Source organism: Sphingomonas abaci, from assembly GCF_014199625.1.
Lineage (GTDB): Bacteria > Pseudomonadota > Alphaproteobacteria > Sphingomonadales > Sphingomonadaceae > Sphingomonas > Sphingomonas abaci.
This window is the reverse complement of record NZ_JACHNY010000006.1, coordinates 253,480-270,376: the sequence shown is the minus strand read 5'-3', so window position 1 is coordinate 270,376 and position 16,897 is coordinate 253,480. Positions and strand designations below refer to the sequence as shown.

General features: G+C 69.3%; 19 protein-coding genes. 12 read left to right on the top strand and 7 right to left on the bottom strand.

Annotated elements, in window-relative coordinates; genetic code table 11:
- The first annotated feature begins 76 nt into the window (after positions 1–76).
- Together dksA and GGQ96_RS15200 are read left to right on the top strand one after the other, a co-directional pair.
- Positions 77–535 carry an RNA polymerase-binding protein DksA gene (dksA, locus tag GGQ96_RS15205; protein ID WP_184116245.1) on the top strand — a complete coding sequence of 153 codons (459 nt, stop codon included), beginning with the start codon at positions 77–79 and terminating at the stop codon, positions 533–535.
- Positions 536–767: 232 nt separating this feature from the next.
- On the top strand, positions 768–1,145 hold the full coding sequence (locus GGQ96_RS15200) for a PilZ domain-containing protein (RefSeq protein WP_184116242.1): 378 nt from the start codon (positions 768–770) through the stop codon (positions 1,143–1,145).
- 86 nt (positions 1,146–1,231) lie between these two features.
- On the opposite strand, the gene GGQ96_RS15195 is transcribed toward GGQ96_RS15200, so the two are convergent.
- The gene (locus GGQ96_RS15195) at positions 1,232–1,390 is read right to left on the bottom strand and encodes a YdcH family protein (protein ID WP_184116241.1); all 159 of its coding nucleotides are present in this window, start codon (positions 1,388–1,390) and stop codon (positions 1,232–1,234) included.
- 183 nt (positions 1,391–1,573) lie between these two features.
- Between GGQ96_RS15195 and GGQ96_RS15190 the strand changes: the two genes are divergently transcribed.
- The 4 genes from GGQ96_RS15190 to GGQ96_RS15175 all read left to right on the top strand — a co-directional run bounded on the left by GGQ96_RS15190 (position 1,574) and on the right by GGQ96_RS15175 (position 4,483).
- Positions 1,574–1,771: a YdcH family protein gene (locus GGQ96_RS15190; protein ID WP_184116331.1), complete on the top strand. Its 198-nt coding sequence runs from the start codon at positions 1,574–1,576 to the stop codon at positions 1,769–1,771.
- Between the two features lie 72 nt (positions 1,772–1,843).
- Positions 1,844–2,356: a DUF1465 family protein gene (locus GGQ96_RS15185; protein ID WP_246360622.1), complete on the top strand. Its 513-nt coding sequence runs from the start codon at positions 1,844–1,846 to the stop codon at positions 2,354–2,356.
- Positions 2,357–2,388: 32 nt separating this feature from the next.
- On the top strand, positions 2,389–2,910 hold the full coding sequence (gene def / locus GGQ96_RS15180) for a peptide deformylase (protein WP_184116240.1): 522 nt from the start codon (positions 2,389–2,391) through the stop codon (positions 2,908–2,910).
- A gap of 136 nt (positions 2,911–3,046) precedes the next feature.
- Positions 3,047–4,483 (top strand): DNA recombination protein RmuC, encoded by a 1,437-nt coding sequence (locus GGQ96_RS15175; RefSeq protein WP_184116239.1) that lies wholly within the window; start codon positions 3,047–3,049, stop codon positions 4,481–4,483.
- A 250-nt stretch (positions 4,484–4,733) separates the two neighbouring features.
- On the opposite strand, the gene GGQ96_RS15170 is transcribed toward GGQ96_RS15175, so the two are convergent.
- From GGQ96_RS15170 to GGQ96_RS15160, 3 genes are read right to left on the bottom strand one after another with little or no spacing between them, the layout of a single operon-like run.
- Complete coding sequence (locus GGQ96_RS15170; RefSeq protein WP_184116238.1) at positions 4,734–5,114, bottom strand: hypothetical protein; 381 nt, start codon at positions 5,112–5,114, stop codon at positions 4,734–4,736.
- A 30-nt stretch (positions 5,115–5,144) separates the two neighbouring features.
- Positions 5,145–5,945 carry a TrmH family RNA methyltransferase gene (locus GGQ96_RS15165; RefSeq protein ID WP_184116237.1) on the bottom strand — a complete coding sequence of 267 codons (801 nt, stop codon included), beginning with the start codon at positions 5,943–5,945 and terminating at the stop codon, positions 5,145–5,147.
- A gap of 41 nt (positions 5,946–5,986) precedes the next feature.
- Positions 5,987–7,300 (bottom strand): replication-associated recombination protein A, encoded by a 1,314-nt coding sequence (locus tag GGQ96_RS15160; RefSeq protein WP_184116327.1) that lies wholly within the window; start codon positions 7,298–7,300, stop codon positions 5,987–5,989.
- 110 nt (positions 7,301–7,410) lie between these two features.
- Between GGQ96_RS15160 and lipA the strand changes: the two genes are divergently transcribed.
- Both lipA and GGQ96_RS15150 read left to right on the top strand, forming a co-directional pair.
- A complete protein-coding gene (gene lipA, locus GGQ96_RS15155) occupies positions 7,411–8,355 on the top strand; it encodes a lipoyl synthase (protein ID WP_184116325.1) in 945 nt (314 codons plus the stop codon).
- Between the two features lie 15 nt (positions 8,356–8,370).
- Positions 8,371–8,874, top strand: a complete 504-nt coding sequence (locus GGQ96_RS15150) for a type II toxin-antitoxin system RatA family toxin (RefSeq protein ID WP_184116235.1) — start codon at positions 8,371–8,373, stop codon at positions 8,872–8,874.
- Here the strand turns inward: GGQ96_RS15150 and GGQ96_RS15145 are convergent.
- From GGQ96_RS15145 to GGQ96_RS15135, 3 genes are read right to left on the bottom strand one after another with little or no spacing between them, the layout of a single operon-like run.
- The gene (locus tag GGQ96_RS15145) at positions 8,790–9,338 is read right to left on the bottom strand and encodes a CinA family protein (protein ID WP_184116233.1); all 549 of its coding nucleotides are present in this window, start codon (positions 9,336–9,338) and stop codon (positions 8,790–8,792) included. The genes GGQ96_RS15150 and GGQ96_RS15145 overlap by 85 nt on opposite strands.
- A 10-nt stretch (positions 9,339–9,348) precedes the next feature.
- Positions 9,349–9,891: a hypothetical protein gene (locus GGQ96_RS15140; protein WP_184116231.1), complete on the bottom strand. Its 543-nt coding sequence runs from the start codon at positions 9,889–9,891 to the stop codon at positions 9,349–9,351.
- Positions 9,891–11,042: a bifunctional 2-C-methyl-D-erythritol 4-phosphate cytidylyltransferase/2-C-methyl-D-erythritol 2,4-cyclodiphosphate synthase gene (locus GGQ96_RS15135; protein ID WP_184116229.1), complete on the bottom strand. Its 1,152-nt coding sequence runs from the start codon at positions 11,040–11,042 to the stop codon at positions 9,891–9,893. Before GGQ96_RS15135 ends, GGQ96_RS15140 begins: the two co-directional genes overlap by 1 nt.
- An 88-nt stretch (positions 11,043–11,130) precedes the next feature.
- Here GGQ96_RS15135 and dusB point away from each other — a divergent pair, with 88 nt between their 5' ends.
- The 4 genes from dusB to GGQ96_RS15115 are packed head-to-tail and all read left to right on the top strand — an operon-like array spanning position 11,131 to position 16,893.
- Positions 11,131–12,129, top strand: coding sequence for a tRNA dihydrouridine synthase DusB (gene dusB, locus GGQ96_RS15130; RefSeq protein ID WP_184116227.1), 999 nt, complete (start codon positions 11,131–11,133; stop codon positions 12,127–12,129).
- Positions 12,116–13,180 carry an ATP-binding protein gene (locus GGQ96_RS15125; RefSeq protein ID WP_184116225.1) on the top strand — a complete coding sequence of 355 codons (1,065 nt, stop codon included), beginning with the start codon at positions 12,116–12,118 and terminating at the stop codon, positions 13,178–13,180. The genes dusB and GGQ96_RS15125 overlap by 14 nt, the downstream gene beginning before the upstream one ends.
- Positions 13,177–14,604: a nitrogen regulation protein NR(I) gene (gene ntrC / locus GGQ96_RS15120; protein WP_184116216.1), complete on the top strand. Its 1,428-nt coding sequence runs from the start codon at positions 13,177–13,179 to the stop codon at positions 14,602–14,604. The genes GGQ96_RS15125 and ntrC overlap by 4 nt, the downstream gene beginning before the upstream one ends.
- 54 nt (positions 14,605–14,658) lie before the next feature.
- Entirely contained in the window at positions 14,659–16,893 is a 2,235-nt protein-coding gene (locus GGQ96_RS15115) for a sensor histidine kinase NtrY-like (RefSeq protein WP_184116214.1), read from the top strand.
- The last annotated feature ends 4 nt before the right edge of the window (positions 16,894–16,897 follow it).

Here is a 16,897-nt window from a genome sequence, read left to right as displayed (position 1 = left end):
CGCATCATCTGGGGGTGGCCCGGCGGAAAAGAGACGGTGTCAATCCGCTCCGCGACAGGGCTGTAGGGAGATCGGTATGGCGACGGTGTTGAATCGCGTTGACGACCATTCCACCGGCCACAGGGTGGCCAATGACGACGGCTATCGTCCGACGGCGGACGAGCCGTTCATGAATCCCCGACAGCAGGCCTATTTCCGCAACAAGCTGAACCAGTGGAAAGAGGCGATCCTGATGGAGTCGCAGGGAACGCTGTCGCAGCTTCAGCTCGACTCGCTGCGCGAATCCGATCTGACCGACCGCGCGTCGAGCGAGACGGACTGGTCGATCGAGCTGCGCACCCGCGACCGGCAACGCAAGCTGATCAGCAAGATCGAGGCGGCGCTGCGCCGGATCGACGAAGGCGAATATGGCTATTGCGAAGTGACGGGCGAACCGATCAGCCTGGCGCGGCTGGAAGCCCGGCCGATCGCGACCATGACCGTCGAGGCGCAGGAGCGTCACGAGCGGCACGAGAAGGTGTCGCGGGAAGATTGAGACCGAAACGGCGGCGATCTCGGGCCGTCGGTTATCCTCTCCCATAATGGGGCGGCGGGCGCATGCGCTTCGCCGCCCTTGCTTTATCGGTGCAACGACGTGCCGGGCGGCTCGGCTCGACCTGTCCCATCGCGGGAAGCATGGACGGGCGGCGGGCTTTCCATTAGGGCTTTGTTCAGAAATTCAGCCCCAAGCGCAGGTGGGTCGAATAGTGGACGAAGCGGGATCGGATATGGACGGCGCAACCGGCGATGACAGCAGGAACGATGCCGATGGCGCCGGCAAGCGCAGCAATCGCCGCGACAGCCTGTTCCTGACCGCGCAGCTTCGGTTCGACGGCGTCGACAAGACCTATGACGTTCGCATCCGCAACCTGTCCGAAGGCGGGATGATGGCGGAATATCCGCGCATCGTCGGTATCGGCGCGCGGGTGACGGTGGACCTGCGCAACATCGGCGAATGTCCGGGTCGCGTCGCCTGGTGCGCGGAGGGCCGGATCGGCATCGCGCTCGATTCGCCGATCGACCCGAAAAAGGCGCGGTTGCCGGTGGGCGGTGGCACCAGCACGCCGACCTATGCGAAGTCGCTGCTTGGCGCACCGCGGCGCTGATCCATCTGTCGTGATGCCTGAAAACAAAACGCCGGCCCTGCCATGGTGGCGGGGCCGGCGTCGACCATGGACGTCGATGGCGACGCTCAGTGGCTGACGATCTCGTCCTTCAGTCGTAGCTTCTGCTTCTTCAGTTCCGCGATCAGCGCGGTATCGGGGAGCGGCCGGTGGCTCTCCTCGGCGAGGCGACGGTCGATCGAGGCGTGCTTGGCCTCCAGTGCGGACTGGTGAGCGGTGGACTGCATGGGCAGATTCTCCTTCAGCTAGCGAGAATGAATAGAACATAGGACGCGGCGCTTGTCGCCGGTTAAAAAGCGCCACTGCGACCGTCCGTTGCACTTTTGCGGCGGCGTCCTGTACGGCGGGGCGTCCGTCGTCGGGGGAATCGACGGCGCGGCGGCATGGGCAAGAGGCGCGCGGGGGACAAGATGGACGACAGCGAGATCAACGCCCGGCTGCAGGCGCTGCGAACCGAGCATCGCGACTTGGACACGGCGCTGGCGGCGCTCCAGGCGCAAGGGGCGCCGGACCAGTTGCAACTCGCCCGTTTGAAGAAACGCAAGCTGCGGCTGCGCGACGAGATTTCCGTGCTCGAGGACCAGTTGCTGCCCGACATCATCGCCTGACGCGCCCGCCGCGCCCCGATTCGGGACGCAGGCGCGCGGCATTGGCGCTGGGCAGGCGGGGTGGCGTGTGCCATGCAGCGCGGCATGATCGGCTCGATGACGCCCGCCGGAATCCAGACGCGTCTCGTGAACGCGCTCTACACCGACGCCATGTTGCTGGCCGACGAGGCGCGCAGCTATTTCGACGATCGCAGTCGCCAGGATCGCGATACGTTGCCGCCGGTCGCTCGCGTCGCGTTCAGCTGCGAGTCGCTGAAAGTGACGACGCGATTGATGCACGTCATCGCCTGGCTGCTGGTGCGCCGGGCGGTCGCCGCGGGCGAACTGACCCCGATGGAGGCGCTGACCCCCAACCGCCGGCTGAGCGACGAGATCGCCAGCGAGGACGCGGTGCTGTCCGGCCTGCCCGACGAGGCGCGGCATCTGGTCGAGGCAAGCCAGGCGCTGTTCCGCCGCGCCGCCGCGCTCGACCGGGCGCTGGCCGGAGACGCGGAGATGGCCGCGGCCGCGGGAGCGGCCAGCCCGGTGCGCGCGATGCAGCATGATCTGCTGGCGCGGCTGGGGCGGGGCGGCGTCGCCGCTTGACGCTGCGGGCGGGGGGACTTAGCGCCGCCGCCATGTCCGTACTTCCCATCGTCGAAATCCCCGACCCACGCCTCCGCCTCGTCTCCAAGCCCGTGGCCGCGGTGGACGACGCGGTCCGCCAGTTCGTCGCCGACATGTTCGACACCATGTATGCCGCCAACGGCATCGGCCTCGCCGCCATCCAGGTCGGCGTCGACCAGCGTATCCTGGTCATCGACCTCCAGGCCGAGGAGGATGGAGAGGGCAAGCCGATCCGCGCGCCCAAGGCCTATATCAATCCCGAGATTCTGTCGGTGTCCGAGGAGTTGTCGACCTATAACGAAGGCTGCCTGTCGATACCCGACCAATATGCCGAGGTGCGCCGCCCGGCGCGCTGCCGCGTCCGCTGGCTGGACGAGACCGGCGCGTCGCAGGAAGAGGAATTGGACGGTCTGCTCGCCACCTGCATGCAGCATGAGATCGACCATCTGAACGGCGTGCTGTTCATCGACCATGTGTCGCGGCTGAAGCGCGACATGCTGATGAAGAAGCTGGCCAAGCAGCGCCGGGCCTGACCCCCGCGATCGCCCGGATGGGGGCAGCTGGCGAAAGCCCCTTTGCGGCTGGATGCGTTCGCTGTACGTTCCCGCTCATGTCTGATGCGTCCAAGCCTGCCGCCCGTTCCGTCGCCCGATCGCTCGGAGGCGGCCGATGACGGCCGAACTGGTGATCGCCGCGCTGTTCGCGCTGATGGCCGGCCTTGCGATCGGCTGGCTGCTCGCGGGGCGCAAGGCGGCCGGATTGGCGGCGGACCTGGCGCTGGCCCGGCAGCGTGCGGCCGACGCCGATCTGGTGCGGCAGGCCCGCGACTCGGTCGAGCGCGAGCGCAACCAGGCGATGCAGGACGTGGCGATGCTCCGCGCGCAGGGCGAGGAACGGCACGCCGCCTATCAGGCGCTGACCGCCGAGCTGCACGCCCTGCGATCGGCGGCGCAGGAGCTGGCGGCCTTGCGCGCGCAATCGGCGGAACGCGAGGCGGCGCACCAGCAGACGCTGCGTCAGTTGCACGAGGCGCGCGAGACGATGACCGCGCAGTTCGGCGCGGCGGCGGCCAGGGCGCTCGAGTCGGCGCAAACCCAGTTCCTCGAACAGGCCAATGCCCGCTTCGCCGCATCCGAGGCGGCGCAGGGCGCGAAGCTCAGCGCGCTGCTCCAGCCGGTCAACGATCGGCTTCAGCGTTATGAGGAGGGCGTCGCCCAGGTCGAGAAGGAGCGGCGCGACGCGTTCGGCAACCTGCAGGGACTGATGGAGTCGATGCGCGTCGGCCAGGAGACGGTGCGCAGCGAGGCGGCAAAGCTGGTCAACGCGCTGCGCAACGCGCCGAAGGCGCGCGGGCGGTGGGGCGAGCAGCAGCTGCGCAACGTGCTGGAGAATTGCGGCCTGTCCGAACATACCGATTTCGCGACCGAGGTCAGCGTGTCGGATGGCGAGGGCGGGCGGCTGCGCCCCGACGCGATCGTCCGCGTCCCGGGTGGCAAGTCGCTGGTCATCGACGCGAAGGTATCGCTCAACGACTATCAGGACGCGTTCGGCGCGATCGACGACGAGGCGCGGCAGATCGGCCTGGCCCGCCATGCTGCCTCGATGCGCGCGCATGTGAATGGCCTAGGCGCGAAGAGCTATTGGACGCAGTTCGACGATACGCCGGATTATGTCGTGATGTTCGTGCCGGGCGAGCATTTCCTCTCCGCCGCGCTGGAGCAGGACTCGACCCTGTGGGACTATGCGTTCGACAAGCGCGTGCTGCTGGCGACCCCGACCAACCTGATCGCGATCGCGCGTACGGTCGCGGCGGTGTGGCGGCAGGAGATGCTGGCCGAGCAGGCGCGCGAGATCGGGATGCTGGGCAAGGACCTCTATGCCCGCCTGGCGACGATGGGCGGGCATGTGTCGAAGCTCGGTCGCAATCTCGACACGGCGATGACCGCCTACAACCAGTTCGTCGGCTCGCTGGAGAGCCAGGTGCTGACCCAGGCGCGACGTTTCGAACAGCTCAAGATCGACACCGCCGGCAAGACGATCGAGCCGCTGCCCGTCGGCGAACAGTCCGCGCGGCCGCTGACCAAGTTGGTGACGGCCGCGGAGTGAGCGAGCGAGGCGTGGTCACGCAGATACGCGAGAAGGTCGCATGATCGAGGGGGGGCTCGTTTGCTAACCCCTCGATTTCCGGCAAAGGCCCCGGCCCAGTTGGAAAGGCGGTGGTAACGGGGCGTTGCGCTCCATCACCTTTGTCCCCCACCGAGCCCCGGCCTTCGCCGGGGAACAGGAAGGGGAGGAGGAGAGGCTTCCCGATGCAAAACCCTCTCCACCTCCTCGCGCGGATCCTACCCTATGCCGATCAGCACGCGTCGATCAGCAGGGGCGGCAGCGCCACCCCCTTGGCGTCGCGGCTTTGCAGGCGGACCAGCCCCTTAGCCTTGGTCAGCGCCTCGACGCCCGGCTCGAAGCAGATGCCGCGCTTCATCGTCGTCGCCATGGAGGCGTCGCTATATTGCCCGCGCCAGTCGTCCATGCCGTCGAGCGCGATGGTCAGCGTCCGCCCCTCCGCCGCCGCGCCGGTGATCCTCACGCCGCCACCCAGCGACTTGGGTGCGGAAGCCAGGATCTGAGCGGCGGACGCCTTGGCCAGCGCGACCGGATCGGCGGGCGGCGGCGCCTCGGGTGCGCCCGAACAGGCCGCCAGCATCGCCATTCCCATCATCACCACCATCATCCGCATCGTCGCTCTCCCCGGGCCAGCCGCCCTTGCTCAACCGCGCTGTTGCGCCAGCACTTCATAGGCCATCACCGCCGTCGCCACCGCCGCGTTCAGGCTGTCCGCCTTGCCCAGCATCGGGATCTTGACCAGCAGGTCGCACGCGGCCGCGTAATCGGCCGGCATCCCCTGCGCCTCGTTGCCGGTGAGGAGGAAGGTCGGCGCGGCGTAGCGTGCGGCGCGATAATCATGCTCCGTGTCGAGGCTAAGGCCAACGAGCTGGCCCGGCCCCTGGCGCAGCCAGGCGAGAAAGGGCTGCCATTCGGTCCGGACCACCGGCACGGTGAACAGCGCGCCCATGCTGGCGCGCACCGCCTCCACGGAAAAGGGGTCGACGCATTCGCCGACCAGGATCAGCCCGCCGGCCCCGACCGCGTCGCCGGTGCGCAGGATCGTACCGAGATTGCCCGGATCGCGCAGCCGCTCCGCGACCAGCCAGAGGCCGGCGCGCGACCGGTCGAGTTCGCCGAGCGACGTCTCGAATTCCTCGAACACACCGACCACAGCCTGGGGATTGTCCTTGCCGGACAATTTGGAGAGGATGTCGGGCACTGTCTCGATCGCCTCGCCGCCCGCCGCCTCGACCGCGTCGATCAGGCGCATGACCAGCGGATGCTGCGCGCTGGCGGCGGCGAAGAACAGCAGCGAGGGCAGGCGGCCGCCCTCGCGCGCCTCGGTCAGGATGCGCAGGCCCTCGGCCAGAAAGCGGCGCTGTTCGCGGCGGTGGCGCTTGTCGCGCAGGTCCCGGACGCTTTTGACCAGCGGATTGGAATAGGCGGTGATCTGACGAGGCATGCGGCCGTCCTGCCGTCCCCCGCGCCCGACCGCAAGCGGGCTCAGCGCCGGCGACGCTCGTCCCACCAGGCCAGCCGCTCGCCGATCCGCTTCTCGAAGCCGCGTTCGGTCGGCTCGTAGAAGCGCTGCGGCCCCAGCGCCTCGGGCCAGTAATTGGCGCCGGAGAAGCCGTCCTCGGCGTCATGGTCGTACTCGTACCCCTGGCCATAGCCGATCTGCTTCATCAGCTTGGTCGGCGCGTTCAGGATGTTGTCGGGTGGCATCAGCGAGCCGGTCTCGCGCGCGGTCTTCCACGCCGCCTTCTGCGCCTTGTAGACCGCGTTGGATTTCGGCGCGGTCGCCAGATAGACACAGGCCTGGGCGATCGCCAGTTCGCCCTCGGGCGAGCCGAGGAAGTCGTACGTGTCCTTGGCGGCGATGCACTGGGTCAGCGCCTGCGGGTCGGCCAGGCCGATATCCTCCACCGCCGCGCGGGTGAGGCGGCGCAGCAGGAACAGCGGGTCTTCGCCGGCGGTCAGCATCCGGGCGAGATAGTAGAGCGCGGCTTGCGGGTCCGAACCCCGGATCGATTTGTGGAGCGCGGAGATGAGATTGTAATGCCCCTCGCGGTCCTTGTCATAGACGGCGACGCGGCGTTGCAGGAAGGCTGAGAGGCCCGCCGGGTCGAGCGGCGCGGCCAGGTCGACCGAAAAGAGCGTCTCCGCCTGGTTGAGCAGGAAGCGGCCGTCGCCATCGGCACTGGCGACCAGCGCGTCGCGCGCCGCCTCGGTCACCGGCAGGGGGCGCTCCATCACCGCCTCGGCGCGGGCGAGCAGCAATTCCAGCGCATCCCGGTCGAGCCGGTGGAGGATCAGCACCTGGGCGCGGCTGAGCAAGGCGGCGTTGAGTTCGAAGGACGGGTTTTCGGTTGTCGCCCCGACCAGGGTGACGGTGCCGTCCTCGACATATGGCAGGAAGCCGTCCTGCTGCGCGCGGTTGAAGCGGTGGATCTCGTCCACGAACAACAGCGTGCGCTTGCCGAGCCGGGCATGGTCGCGCGCTTCCGCGAACGCCTTTTTCAGGTCGGCGACGCCGGAGAAGACGGCGGAGATGGCGACGAAGCGCAAGGCCACCGCATCGGCGAGCAGCCGCGCCGTCGTGGTCTTGCCGGTGCCGGGCGGGCCCCACAGGATCATCGACGACAGCCGCCCCGCCGCGACCATGCGCCCGATCGCGCCATCGGGGCCGGTCAGGTGCGTCTGTCCGACCACCTCGGCGAGCGTGCGCGGGCGTAGCCGGTCGGCCAGCGGCGCGTCGGGGGCGGGGTCGGCGGGCGGGGCGGGGGGCGGATCGATACCGGCGAACAGGTCGGCCATCCGCGTGATGTAGGATGTGTGCCGCCGCACGTCACGCGTCCTGCACGAAAGGCGGCGTCGGCATGACGCGGGTGGATGACAATCGCGTGCGCCGCGCCTATCTGGCGGGGATGAACGAGATGACACCGCTCGCCCGTCCGGAACGGGTCCGCAAGCCCGACTGGATCCGGGTGAAGGCGCCGACCTCGGCCGGCTTCGCCGCGACGCGCGAGCTGATGCGCTCGAAAAGCCTGACCACCGTCTGCGAAGAGGCGGCCTGCCCCAATATCGGCGAGTGCTGGTCGAAGAAGCATGCGACCGTCATGATCCTGGGCGACACCTGCACGCGCGCCTGCGCCTTCTGCAACGTGAAGACGGGGATGCCGCGCGCGGTCGATCCGATGGAGCCGCAGAACGTCGCCGACGCCGCCGCGCAGATGGGCCTGCAGCACATCGTCATCACCTCGGTCGACCGCGACGACCTGCCGGACGGCGGCGCCAAGCAGTTCGTCAAGGTGATTGAGGCGATCCGCAAGTCGAACCCGGTCACCACGATCGAAATCCTGACCCCGGATTTTCGCAACAAGCACGAAGCGGCAGTGGAGGCGATCGTCGCCGCCCGGCCCGACGTCTACAACCATAATCTGGAGACGGTGCCCAGGCTCTATCCGACGATCCGACCGGGCGCGCGCTACTACGCGTCGATCCGCCTGCTGGAGAGCGTGAAGAAGCTCGATCCGTCGATCTTCACCAAGTCGGGCATCATGCTGGGCCTGGGCGAGGAGCGACTGGAAGTCCATCAGGTCATGGACGACATGCGCTCGGCCGGCATCGATTTCCTGACCATGGGGCAATATCTCCAGCCGACGCCGCGCCATGCGAAGGTGGCGGAGTTCGTGCCGCCCAAGGCGTTCGACGCCTATGCTGCGATCGCGCGGGCCAAGGGCTTTCTGCTGGTCGCCTCGTCGCCGCTGACCCGGTCCAGCTATCATGCCGGCGACGACTTCGCGAAGATGAAGGCGGCGCGGGACGCGCAGCTCGCGGCGAAAGCCGGACGGATCGCGATCGGCGCCTGAGAGGCCTAGGACCCGATGCCCAAGCATAGCGAAACCCGCCATCTGCCCTATACGGCCGAACAGATGTTCGACCTGGTCGCCGATGTGCGGCGCTATCCCGAATTCCTGCCCTGGGTCAGCGCGATGCGGGTGCGCCAGGATAGCGAGACGGAGACGGTGGCCGACATGATCGTCGGCTTCAAGGGGTTGCGCGAGACCTTCACCAGTCGCGTCGAAAAGAGCCGACCCGAGCGGATCAGCGTCGATTATGTCGACGGGCCGCTAAAGTATCTGCGCAACGACTGGCGCTTCCGGCCCGAGCCGGGCGGCTGCGCGGTCGACTTCTCGGTCGACTTCGCTTTTAAGAACCGGGTGTTCGAGATGCTGGCAGGGCAGGTGTTCGGCACCGCGCTCCGCCGCATGATCGGCGCGTTCGAGACGCGCGCCGCCGCGCTCTACGGCGCGGGATCGGCCTCGACCTCGACGACCGGCGGCACTTCCGACGGCAGCAGCAGCTCGAGCGCGCACAGCGCCGCTTGAAGCCGGATGCCGCCCCGACCAGTGTCGGGGAACAGTTTGCGATCGGCATGAATTTCCGATGCGTCGCCGCCCTTGTCGGCGCGGGCGAAGACCACGGTGCCGACGGGTTTGCGCTCCGAACCGCCGCCGGGGCCGGCGATGCCGGTGATCGACACGGCGATGTCCGCGCCGCTCTTTTCCAGCGCGCCGCGCGCCATGCTCCACGCGACGGCGACCGACACCGCGCCGAACGTCTCCAATATGTCGCCGCCGACCTTCAGCAGGTTGCGCTTGGCCTGGTCGGCATAGGTGACGAAGGAGGCGACGAACACATCGGACGAGCCGGGGATTTCGGTCAGCGCCGCCGCGACCAGCCCGCCGGTGCAGCTTTCGGCGACCGCGATGGTGCGGCCGGCGGCGCGGTTGGCGTCGATCACGCGGCGCGCGGCCTCGACCAGCGAATGGGGGAGAAGGGTATCGGTCATCATGGTCTCGTCACGGCTGCGGGCAAAGCGGGATTTCGGGAAGGCCGGTCTTGCCCGATTTAGCCACGGATTTGGTCTTGTCCGCCTTCAGATAGCGCAGGACGGTGACGATCACGCCGGCCGTGTTGGCGGGCGGCAGCGGTTCGAGCAGCGTGACCAGCCGATCCACCGTGCCGCAATCCTCGATCGCGACGCGGCCGACCACCAGGGGCGCGATCAGGCTGGTCAGCACCGGTCGGGCGTATTCGGACTGCAGCAGCAGTGTGACCGCCGGGTCGCTGAGCTTGACGATCGCGCCCTGCGCCGCCGGCCAGGCCCGGTCGGCGGCGGCCTGGTATTTGGCGATCAGCGGGCCGCTGCCGCTTCGGATCAGGCTGGTCGCGGGCAGGCGCTGCGCACAGACGCGGCCGGTCTCGCGGATCACGTCGGGCAGGGCAACGGTGGCGAGCGACTCGGCCTCCGCGCTGGTCAGGCAGGGACGCTGCGCCGCGGCCGGGCTGGCGAGCAGCGCCGGCGCGACGAACAGGGCGGCGAGACGGAAGCGGACGCGCATCAGCGCGGCGTCCGGGGCAGGCTGACGGTCGCCATCGCCTGGGTCGCGATGCCCTCGCCCCGGCCGGTGAAGCCCAGCCGCTCCGTAGTCGTCGCCTTCAGGCTGATGCGGTCGGCGGGCAGGTCCAGAATCTCGCCGATCCGCGCGACCATGGCGGCGCGGTGCGGGCCGATTTTGGGCGCTTCGCAGATGATCGTCAGGTCGACGAAATCGATTCGCCCGCCCTTGTCGGCGATCAGCTTGGCGGCATGGGCCAGGAACTGGTCGGAGGCAGCGCCGCGCCATTGCGGGTCGCTGGGCGGGAAATGCGTGCCGATGTCGCCCGCGGCGATCGTGCCGAGCAGCGCATCGGTCAGCGCATGGAGTGCGACATCGGCATCGGAATGACCCGACAGCCCCTTGTCGTGCGGGATCCGAACGCCGCCCAGCCACAATTCCTCACCGGCCTCCAGCCGATGCACGTCGAAACCGCTGGCCGAGCGGCTTTCCCATTGCACACGCGACTCCGCGGCAGCGAAATCCTCGGGGTAGGTGACTTTTTCCAGCATGGGATCGCCCTGCACCAATGCGACGCTGCCGCCAAGCCGCCGCACCATCTGCGTATCGTCGGTCGCCTCGTCCCCCTCGGGCCAGGCGGCATGGGCGGCGCGCAGGGCCGCGAGGCGGAAGCCCTGGGGCGTCTGCACGCGGTGCAGCCCGGCGCGCGGCACCACGTCGCCCAGCATCGAGTCGTGCCCCCGCACCAGCGTGTCGGCGACCGCCAGCACCGGCGTCGCGCCGTCATGGTCGTCCAGCGCCGCCACCACCCGGTCGATCACCGCATAGGGGACGAAGGGGCGGGCGGCGTCGTGCACCAGGACCCGCTCGGCGTCCTCGGGCAGGGCGGCGAGGCCGGCGGCCACCGACTCGCGCCGGGTCGCGCCACCTTCGACCAGCGCGGCGTCGCCGATCAGCGCGCGGACCTGCGCCATGCGCTCGGGCGCGGCGACCACGACCACGCCGTCGATCGCCGGGTGGCGGCCGAGCAGCTCGACCGCATGGAGCAGCATCGGCTTGCCGGCGACGGTGGCGAACTGCTTGGGCCAGCGGCCGCCGGCGCGGCTGCCGCTGCCGGCGGCGAGGATCAGGGCCAGGGTGCGGGGCGGTGCCATGGCGCGCCGGTTAGCGGACCGGGGCGGCCGGGGCCATAGCTTGTTGCAAGCCCGGTTTTGCGCTAAGGAGCCGGCGGTTTTCAGCCTTATGCACCATTTCAAGCCCATCCAGATCGGCCCCGTCCGGATCGATTGCCCCGTCGTGCTCGCGCCGATGACGGGGGTCACCGACATGCCGTTCCGCACCCTGGTCCGCCGCTACGGCTCGGGCCTCAACGTCACCGAGATGATCGCGTCGCAGGCCGCGATCCGCGAGACGCGCCAGTCGATCCAGAAGGCGGCCTGGCATCTGTCCGAGGAGCCGGTGTCGATGCAGCTGGTCGGCTGCACGCCCTATGAGATGGGCGAGGCGGCGAAGCTGGCCGAGGATCGCGGCGCGGCGATCATCGACATCAACATGGGCTGCCCGGTGCGCAAGGTGACGAACGGCGATGCCGGCTCGGCCCTGATGCGCGACCTGAAGCTGGCGGCGCAGCTGATCGACGCGGTGGTCAAGGCGGTGTCCGCGCCGGTCACGTTGAAGATGCGGATGGGCTGGTGCCATGACAGCCTGAACGCCCCCGAACTGGCGCGCATCGCCCAGGATCTGGGCGCGAAGATGATCACGGTCCATGGCCGCACCCGCAACCAGATGTACAAGGGCCAGGCCGACTGGCGCTTCGTGTCGAAGGTGAAGCAGGCGATCGACTTGCCGGTGTTGGTCAATGGCGATATCCTGACCATCGACGATTCGATCGCGGCGCTCGAACAGTCGGGCGCGGACGGCGTGATGATCGGGCGCGGCGCCTATGGCCGGCCCTGGCTGCTGGGGCAGGTGATGCATTTCCTGTCGACCGGCGAGCGCCGGCCGGACCCCGATCTGGACGAGCAATATGACGTGGTGGCGGAGCATTATGACGCGATGCTCTCGCACTATGGCACGGTGACCGGCGTCAACATGGCGCGCAAGCATATCGGCTGGTACACCAAGGGACTGACCGGTTCGGCCGAGTTCCGCAACACCGTCAATCAGCAGCCGGACGCAGAGGTGGTGAAGCGGATGCTGGCCGAGTTCTACGCGCCGTGGCGGCGGCGTGAAGCCGCCTGAACCGGGCGTCCGGGGCCGTCCCGGATTCGCCGAACTGTTCGCCGCGCTGCCGGTCGCGGTGCTGGTGGTCGATCCCGACGACCGGATCGCCCATGCCAATGCGCTGGCGGAGCAGTTGCTCAACCTGTCCGAACGGGTGATGCGCGGTCAGCCGCTCGCCGCGATCCTGCCCCCGCCCGAGGCGGCGCAGGCCCATGACGGGCACGGCTTCGCGGTCTACGACACCGAGATCGCGACCGCGCGCGGCGTGCGGATGCGCGTCGATTTCGTCGAGGCGAAAGTCCCCGACCATGCCGGCTGGCGCACCGTGACGCTGCACAATGCGGCCGGCGCGCGCCGCTTTGCGACCGCCGGCGATCGCGGGGCGGGCGCGCGCGCCGCGGTCGGCGCGGCGGCGATGCTGGCGCATGAGATCAAGAACCCGCTGTCGGGCATCCGCGGCGCGGCGCAGCTGCTGGGCGCGGGCGAGCTGACCCAGCTCATCACGACCGAGGTCGACCGGATCGCCGGGCTGATCGACCGGATGCAGGATTTCAGCGACACCCGCCCGCTGCCGATCGCGGGCGAGAACATCTACCCGCTGCTCGCCCATGCGCGCGGGCTGGCGCAGGCGGGCTTCGCGCGCGGGGTGCGGATCGAGGAACGCTACGATCCGTCGCTACCGCCGGCCGCGATCAATCGCGACGCGCTGACCCAGATCTTGATCAACCTGCTGAAGAACGCGCGTGAAGCGGTGCGCGAGGTGCGGACACCCTGCCTGACCATGACCACCGCCTATCGCCACGGCGTCACTCGCGCAGGCGTGCCGGGGCAGCCGCGCGTGCCGCTGCCGATCGAGATCTGCGTGATCGACAACGGCCCCGGCGCGCCCGCCGACATCGTGGAGCATCTGTTCGACCCGTTCGTCTCCAGCCGGCCGGAGGGGCAGGGGTTGGGCCTGGCGCTGGTCGACAAGCTGGTGCGCGACATGGGCGGCATTGTCCAATATGCGCGCGAGGGGGCGCCTGCCGCCACCGTATTCCGCCTCCTGCTGCCGAGAGCCGTGCGATGAGCCATGTCCTGGTCTGCGACGACGACGCCGCGATCCGCACCGTGATCGCGCAGGCGCTGCGCCGCGACGGGCATGTCGTCTCGACGGTCGACAGCCTCACCCAGCTCGACCGGGCGCTGGCGCGCGGCACGCCCGACGTGCTGCTGACCGACGTCGTGCTGCCGGACGGCGACGGCATCGACCGGATGAAGGAGGTGGCGGCGCGGCTGCCCGCCCTGCCGATCATCGTGCTGTCGGCGCGCAACACGCTGACCACGGCGGTGCGCGCGGCGGAACTGGGCGCCTATGAATATCTGCCCAAGCCCTTCGACCTGGACGTGCTGGCCCGCGCGGTGGCGGGGGCGCTGGCACGGGGTGGGACGGCGGCGGAGAGCAGCCAGCCCCCCGAGGACTTGGCCCAGGATCAGACGCTGCCGCTGATCGGCCGCTCGCCGGCGATGCAGCATGTCTACCGCGTGATCGCGCGCGTCGTGTCCACCGATCTGACCGTGCTGGTGTCGGGCGAATCGGGAACCGGCAAGGAACTGGTCGCGCGCGCCATCCACGACTTGAGCGGCCGCCGCGCCGCGCCTTTCGTCGCGATCAACATGGCCGCCATCCCGCGCGACCTGATCGAGGCGGAATTGTTCGGCCATGAGCGCGGCGCGTTCACCGGCGCGGGCCAGCGCAATGCCGGACGGTTCGAACAGGCGGCGGGCGGCACGCTGTTCCTCGACGAGATCGGCGATATGCCGATCGACGCGCAGACCCGGCTGCTGCGGGTGCTCCAGACCGGCGAGTTCACCACGGTCGGCGGAGCGCGCACGATCCGCGCCGACGTCCGGATCGTCGCCGCCACCAATCGCGACTTGGAGGCGCAGGTCGCGGCCGGACTGTTCCGCGAGGATCTGTTCTATCGCCTCAACGTCGTGCCGCTCGAACTCCCCTCGCTGCGCGAACGGGGCGAGGATGTCGCGCTGCTGGCCCGGCATTTCCTCGACCAGGCGGCGGTGCAGGGCCTGCCGCGCCGGCAATTGTCGACGGATGCGGTGGCGTTGCTGATGGCGCATGACTGGCCCGGCAATGTCCGCGAGATGGAGAATCTGATGCGCCGGCTGGCGGTGCTGGCGCGCGACGCGGTGATCGATGCGGAGGCGATCCGCGGGCTGATGGGCGCGCCCCGTACGCCCAGCGAGCCGGCGGAGGCCGGGTTCGACCAGGCGGTGCGCGCCTTGCTCGACCGGCTGGGTCGCGAGGCGCCGGCGGGGCTGGACGACGGCACGCTCTACGACCGGGTGATCGCCGAGGTGGAGCGGCCGCTGATCGCGGCGATGCTGGCGCGCCATGGCGGCAACCAACTGCGCGCCGCCCGCGCGCTCGGCATCAACCGCAATACCTTGCGCAAGCGGCTGGACGATTGGGGCATCGATTTACCCAAATCATGACCACCGGCAATTATGTGGTTTTCATGCAACATCTGACGTTGTAGGGCGGCCGGGATGATCGCTGCCGCGACGCCAGACCTGACCGACGAAGCGCCCACGCGGCGGTTCACGGTCACGCCCGCGATCGAACTCGCGGTGCTGGCGGTAGCGGTCGCGATCGGCATCGCCAGCTATTTCGTCGTCGCGCGCGCGGGCGCTTCGCAGCGCTTCATCGCGCCGCCCCTGCTGGCGCTGCTGCTCGTCGCCAATCTGGTGCCCGGCATCGGCATCTTGATGCTGATCGGCCGGCGGATCGCCAGGCGGCGGGCCGCGCGCTCGCCGATCGGCGGCGCGGGGCAACTCCACGTCCGGCTGGTCGCACTCTTCTCTGCGGCCGCCGCCATCCCGATGCTGCTGGTGACGATCGTCGCCTCCTTGCTTTTCCAATATGGCGTCGAATTCTGGTCGTCGCAGCGCGCCCAGTCGATGCTGAACAACGCCGCCAGCCTGGTCCGTGAAAATTACGAGAAGGAGATCCAGCGCGTCGCCGACGAGACGCGGGCGATGAGCCTCGACCTCGCGCTCTACCTCCGCCAGATGCCGATCGACAGCAAGCGCTTCTCCGAGGGGCTGGCGGTGCAGACCTTCCAGCGCGAACTGTCCGAGGCGATGATCGTCCGCCGCGACGAGAAGGACCCGCTGATCGTCCTCAACCCCTATGGCCGGCCGATGGAGAATATCGTCACCCCGGCGATGATGCAGCAGATCGACCACGGCGCACCGGTCGCGACCGAGCAGTTCGCCGACCGCGCCGCCGCGCTGGTGCCGATCGACTATGGCAAGCACACCTATCTCTACGCGGCGCGCGTCTTCGACCAGCAACTGGCCACCCAGTTGCGGCGCGGTGACGCGATCGTCGCGGATTACCAGGCGCTGCAATCCCGGTCGCGCGCGCTGCAGCTGCGCTTCAACGCGGCGCTGCTGATCCTGTCGCTTCTGATCGTCGGTTTGGCGGTGTGGATCGCGCTCAACATCGCCGATCGGCTGGTGCGGCCAGTCGGCGCGCTGGTCGACGCGGCGCGGCGGGTGGAGGGAGGCGACCTCAGCGCCCGCGTGCCCGGCCCGCACGATCGCGACGAGGTCGGCACGCTGGCCAGCGCCTTCAATCAGATGACCGGGCGACTGGAGGAGCAGAATACCGAGCTCCGCACCGCCAACGACCAGCTCGAATCGCGCCGCTCGCTGATCGAGGCGGTGATGGCGGGCGTGTCGGCGGGCGTGGTGTCGACCGGGGCCGACCGGGTGATCCGCATCGCCAATGCCTCTGCGATCGCGCTGCTCGGCACCGATGCGGACGGGGTGCTCGGGCGCCCGTTGCGCGACGTCGCGCCCGAGCTCGACGCGCTGGTCGATGGCGGCGTGCGCGAGGCGGTGGTGCAGGTCGGGCAGGACGGGCCGCCGCGCACCCTGGCGGTCCGCATCGCGCGCACCGCGACCGGTCCGATCCTGACCTTCGACGACGTGACCCAGCAGCTGGTCGACCAGCGCCGGGCCGCCTGGTCGGACGTGGCGCGACGGATCGCGCACGAGATCAAGAACCCGCTCACCCCCATCCAGCTTGCCGCCGAGCGGCTCCAGCGCCGCTATGGCAGCCGGATCGAGGCGGATGACGGCACGTTCGAACGGCTGACCCAGACGATCGTCCGCCAGGTCGGCGACCTGCGGCGGATGGTCGATGAGTTTTCCTCCTTCGCACGGATGCCCAAGCCCGTGTTCCGCGAGGAATCGCTGCTCGCCGCCGCGCAGGAGGTCATGTTCCTGCACGAGGTCGCGCATCCCGCCATCCGCTTCACGCTGCTGCACGATGCGGACGACCCGGTGATGCTGGTATGCGACCGCCGCCAGATCGGCCAGGCGCTGACCAACATCGTCAAGAACGCGGTCGAGGCGATCGAGGGGCGCGGCGATGTCACCGACGGCACGGTGACGCTGGCGATCCGGCGCGAGCCGCGCGGCGAGATCAGCCTGACCGTCTCCGACAATGGCGTCGGTCTGCCGGCCGCGCGCGAGCGGATCGTCGAACCGTACATGACGACGCGGGCGCGGGGCACCGGCCTGGGCCTGGCGATCGTCAAGAAGATCGTTGAGGAGCATATGGGCACGATCGGCTTCGCCGAGCGCGAGGGTGGCGGCACGGTCGTGACGCTGATGTTCGACGCCGGGCATCTGGCGATACTCGACCAGGGCGATGCCGCGCCCGAACCGACCGGCGAGGGCCCGCTCGCCGCCTTGACCACCAACCGGACATGATGTG

Bases quoted from the DNA above. Each gene is read 5' to 3' on its own strand.
- dksA (WP_184116245.1), top strand. From the start codon at position 77: ATGGCGACGGTGTTGAATCGCGTTGACGACCATTCCACCGGCCACAGG.
- GGQ96_RS15200 (WP_184116242.1), top strand. From the start codon at position 768: ATGGACGGCGCAACCGGCGATGACAGCAGGAACGATGCCGATGGCGCC.
- GGQ96_RS15195 (WP_184116241.1), bottom strand. From the start codon at position 1,390: ATGCAGTCCACCGCTCACCAGTCCGCACTGGAGGCCAAGCACGCCTCG.
- GGQ96_RS15190 (WP_184116331.1), top strand. From the start codon at position 1,574: ATGGACGACAGCGAGATCAACGCCCGGCTGCAGGCGCTGCGAACCGAG.
- GGQ96_RS15185 (WP_246360622.1), top strand. From the start codon at position 1,844: ATGCAGCGCGGCATGATCGGCTCGATGACGCCCGCCGGAATCCAGACG.
- def (WP_184116240.1), top strand. From the start codon at position 2,389: ATGTCCGTACTTCCCATCGTCGAAATCCCCGACCCACGCCTCCGCCTC.
- GGQ96_RS15175 (WP_184116239.1), top strand. From the start codon at position 3,047: ATGACGGCCGAACTGGTGATCGCCGCGCTGTTCGCGCTGATGGCCGGC.
- GGQ96_RS15170 (WP_184116238.1), bottom strand. From the start codon at position 5,114: ATGCGGATGATGGTGGTGATGATGGGAATGGCGATGCTGGCGGCCTGT.
- GGQ96_RS15165 (WP_184116237.1), bottom strand. From the start codon at position 5,945: ATGCCTCGTCAGATCACCGCCTATTCCAATCCGCTGGTCAAAAGCGTC.
- GGQ96_RS15160 (WP_184116327.1), bottom strand. From the start codon at position 7,300: ATGGCCGACCTGTTCGCCGGTATCGATCCGCCCCCCGCCCCGCCCGCC.
- lipA (WP_184116325.1), top strand. From the start codon at position 7,411: ATGAACGAGATGACACCGCTCGCCCGTCCGGAACGGGTCCGCAAGCCC.
- GGQ96_RS15150 (WP_184116235.1), top strand. From the start codon at position 8,371: ATGCCCAAGCATAGCGAAACCCGCCATCTGCCCTATACGGCCGAACAG.
- GGQ96_RS15145 (WP_184116233.1), bottom strand. From the start codon at position 9,338: ATGACCGATACCCTTCTCCCCCATTCGCTGGTCGAGGCCGCGCGCCGC.
- GGQ96_RS15140 (WP_184116231.1), bottom strand. From the start codon at position 9,891: ATGCGCGTCCGCTTCCGTCTCGCCGCCCTGTTCGTCGCGCCGGCGCTG.
- GGQ96_RS15135 (WP_184116229.1), bottom strand. From the start codon at position 11,042: ATGGCACCGCCCCGCACCCTGGCCCTGATCCTCGCCGCCGGCAGCGGC.
- dusB (WP_184116227.1), top strand. From the start codon at position 11,131: ATGCACCATTTCAAGCCCATCCAGATCGGCCCCGTCCGGATCGATTGC.
- ntrC (WP_184116216.1), top strand. From the start codon at position 13,177: ATGAGCCATGTCCTGGTCTGCGACGACGACGCCGCGATCCGCACCGTG.
- GGQ96_RS15115 (WP_184116214.1), top strand. From the start codon at position 14,659: ATGATCGCTGCCGCGACGCCAGACCTGACCGACGAAGCGCCCACGCGG.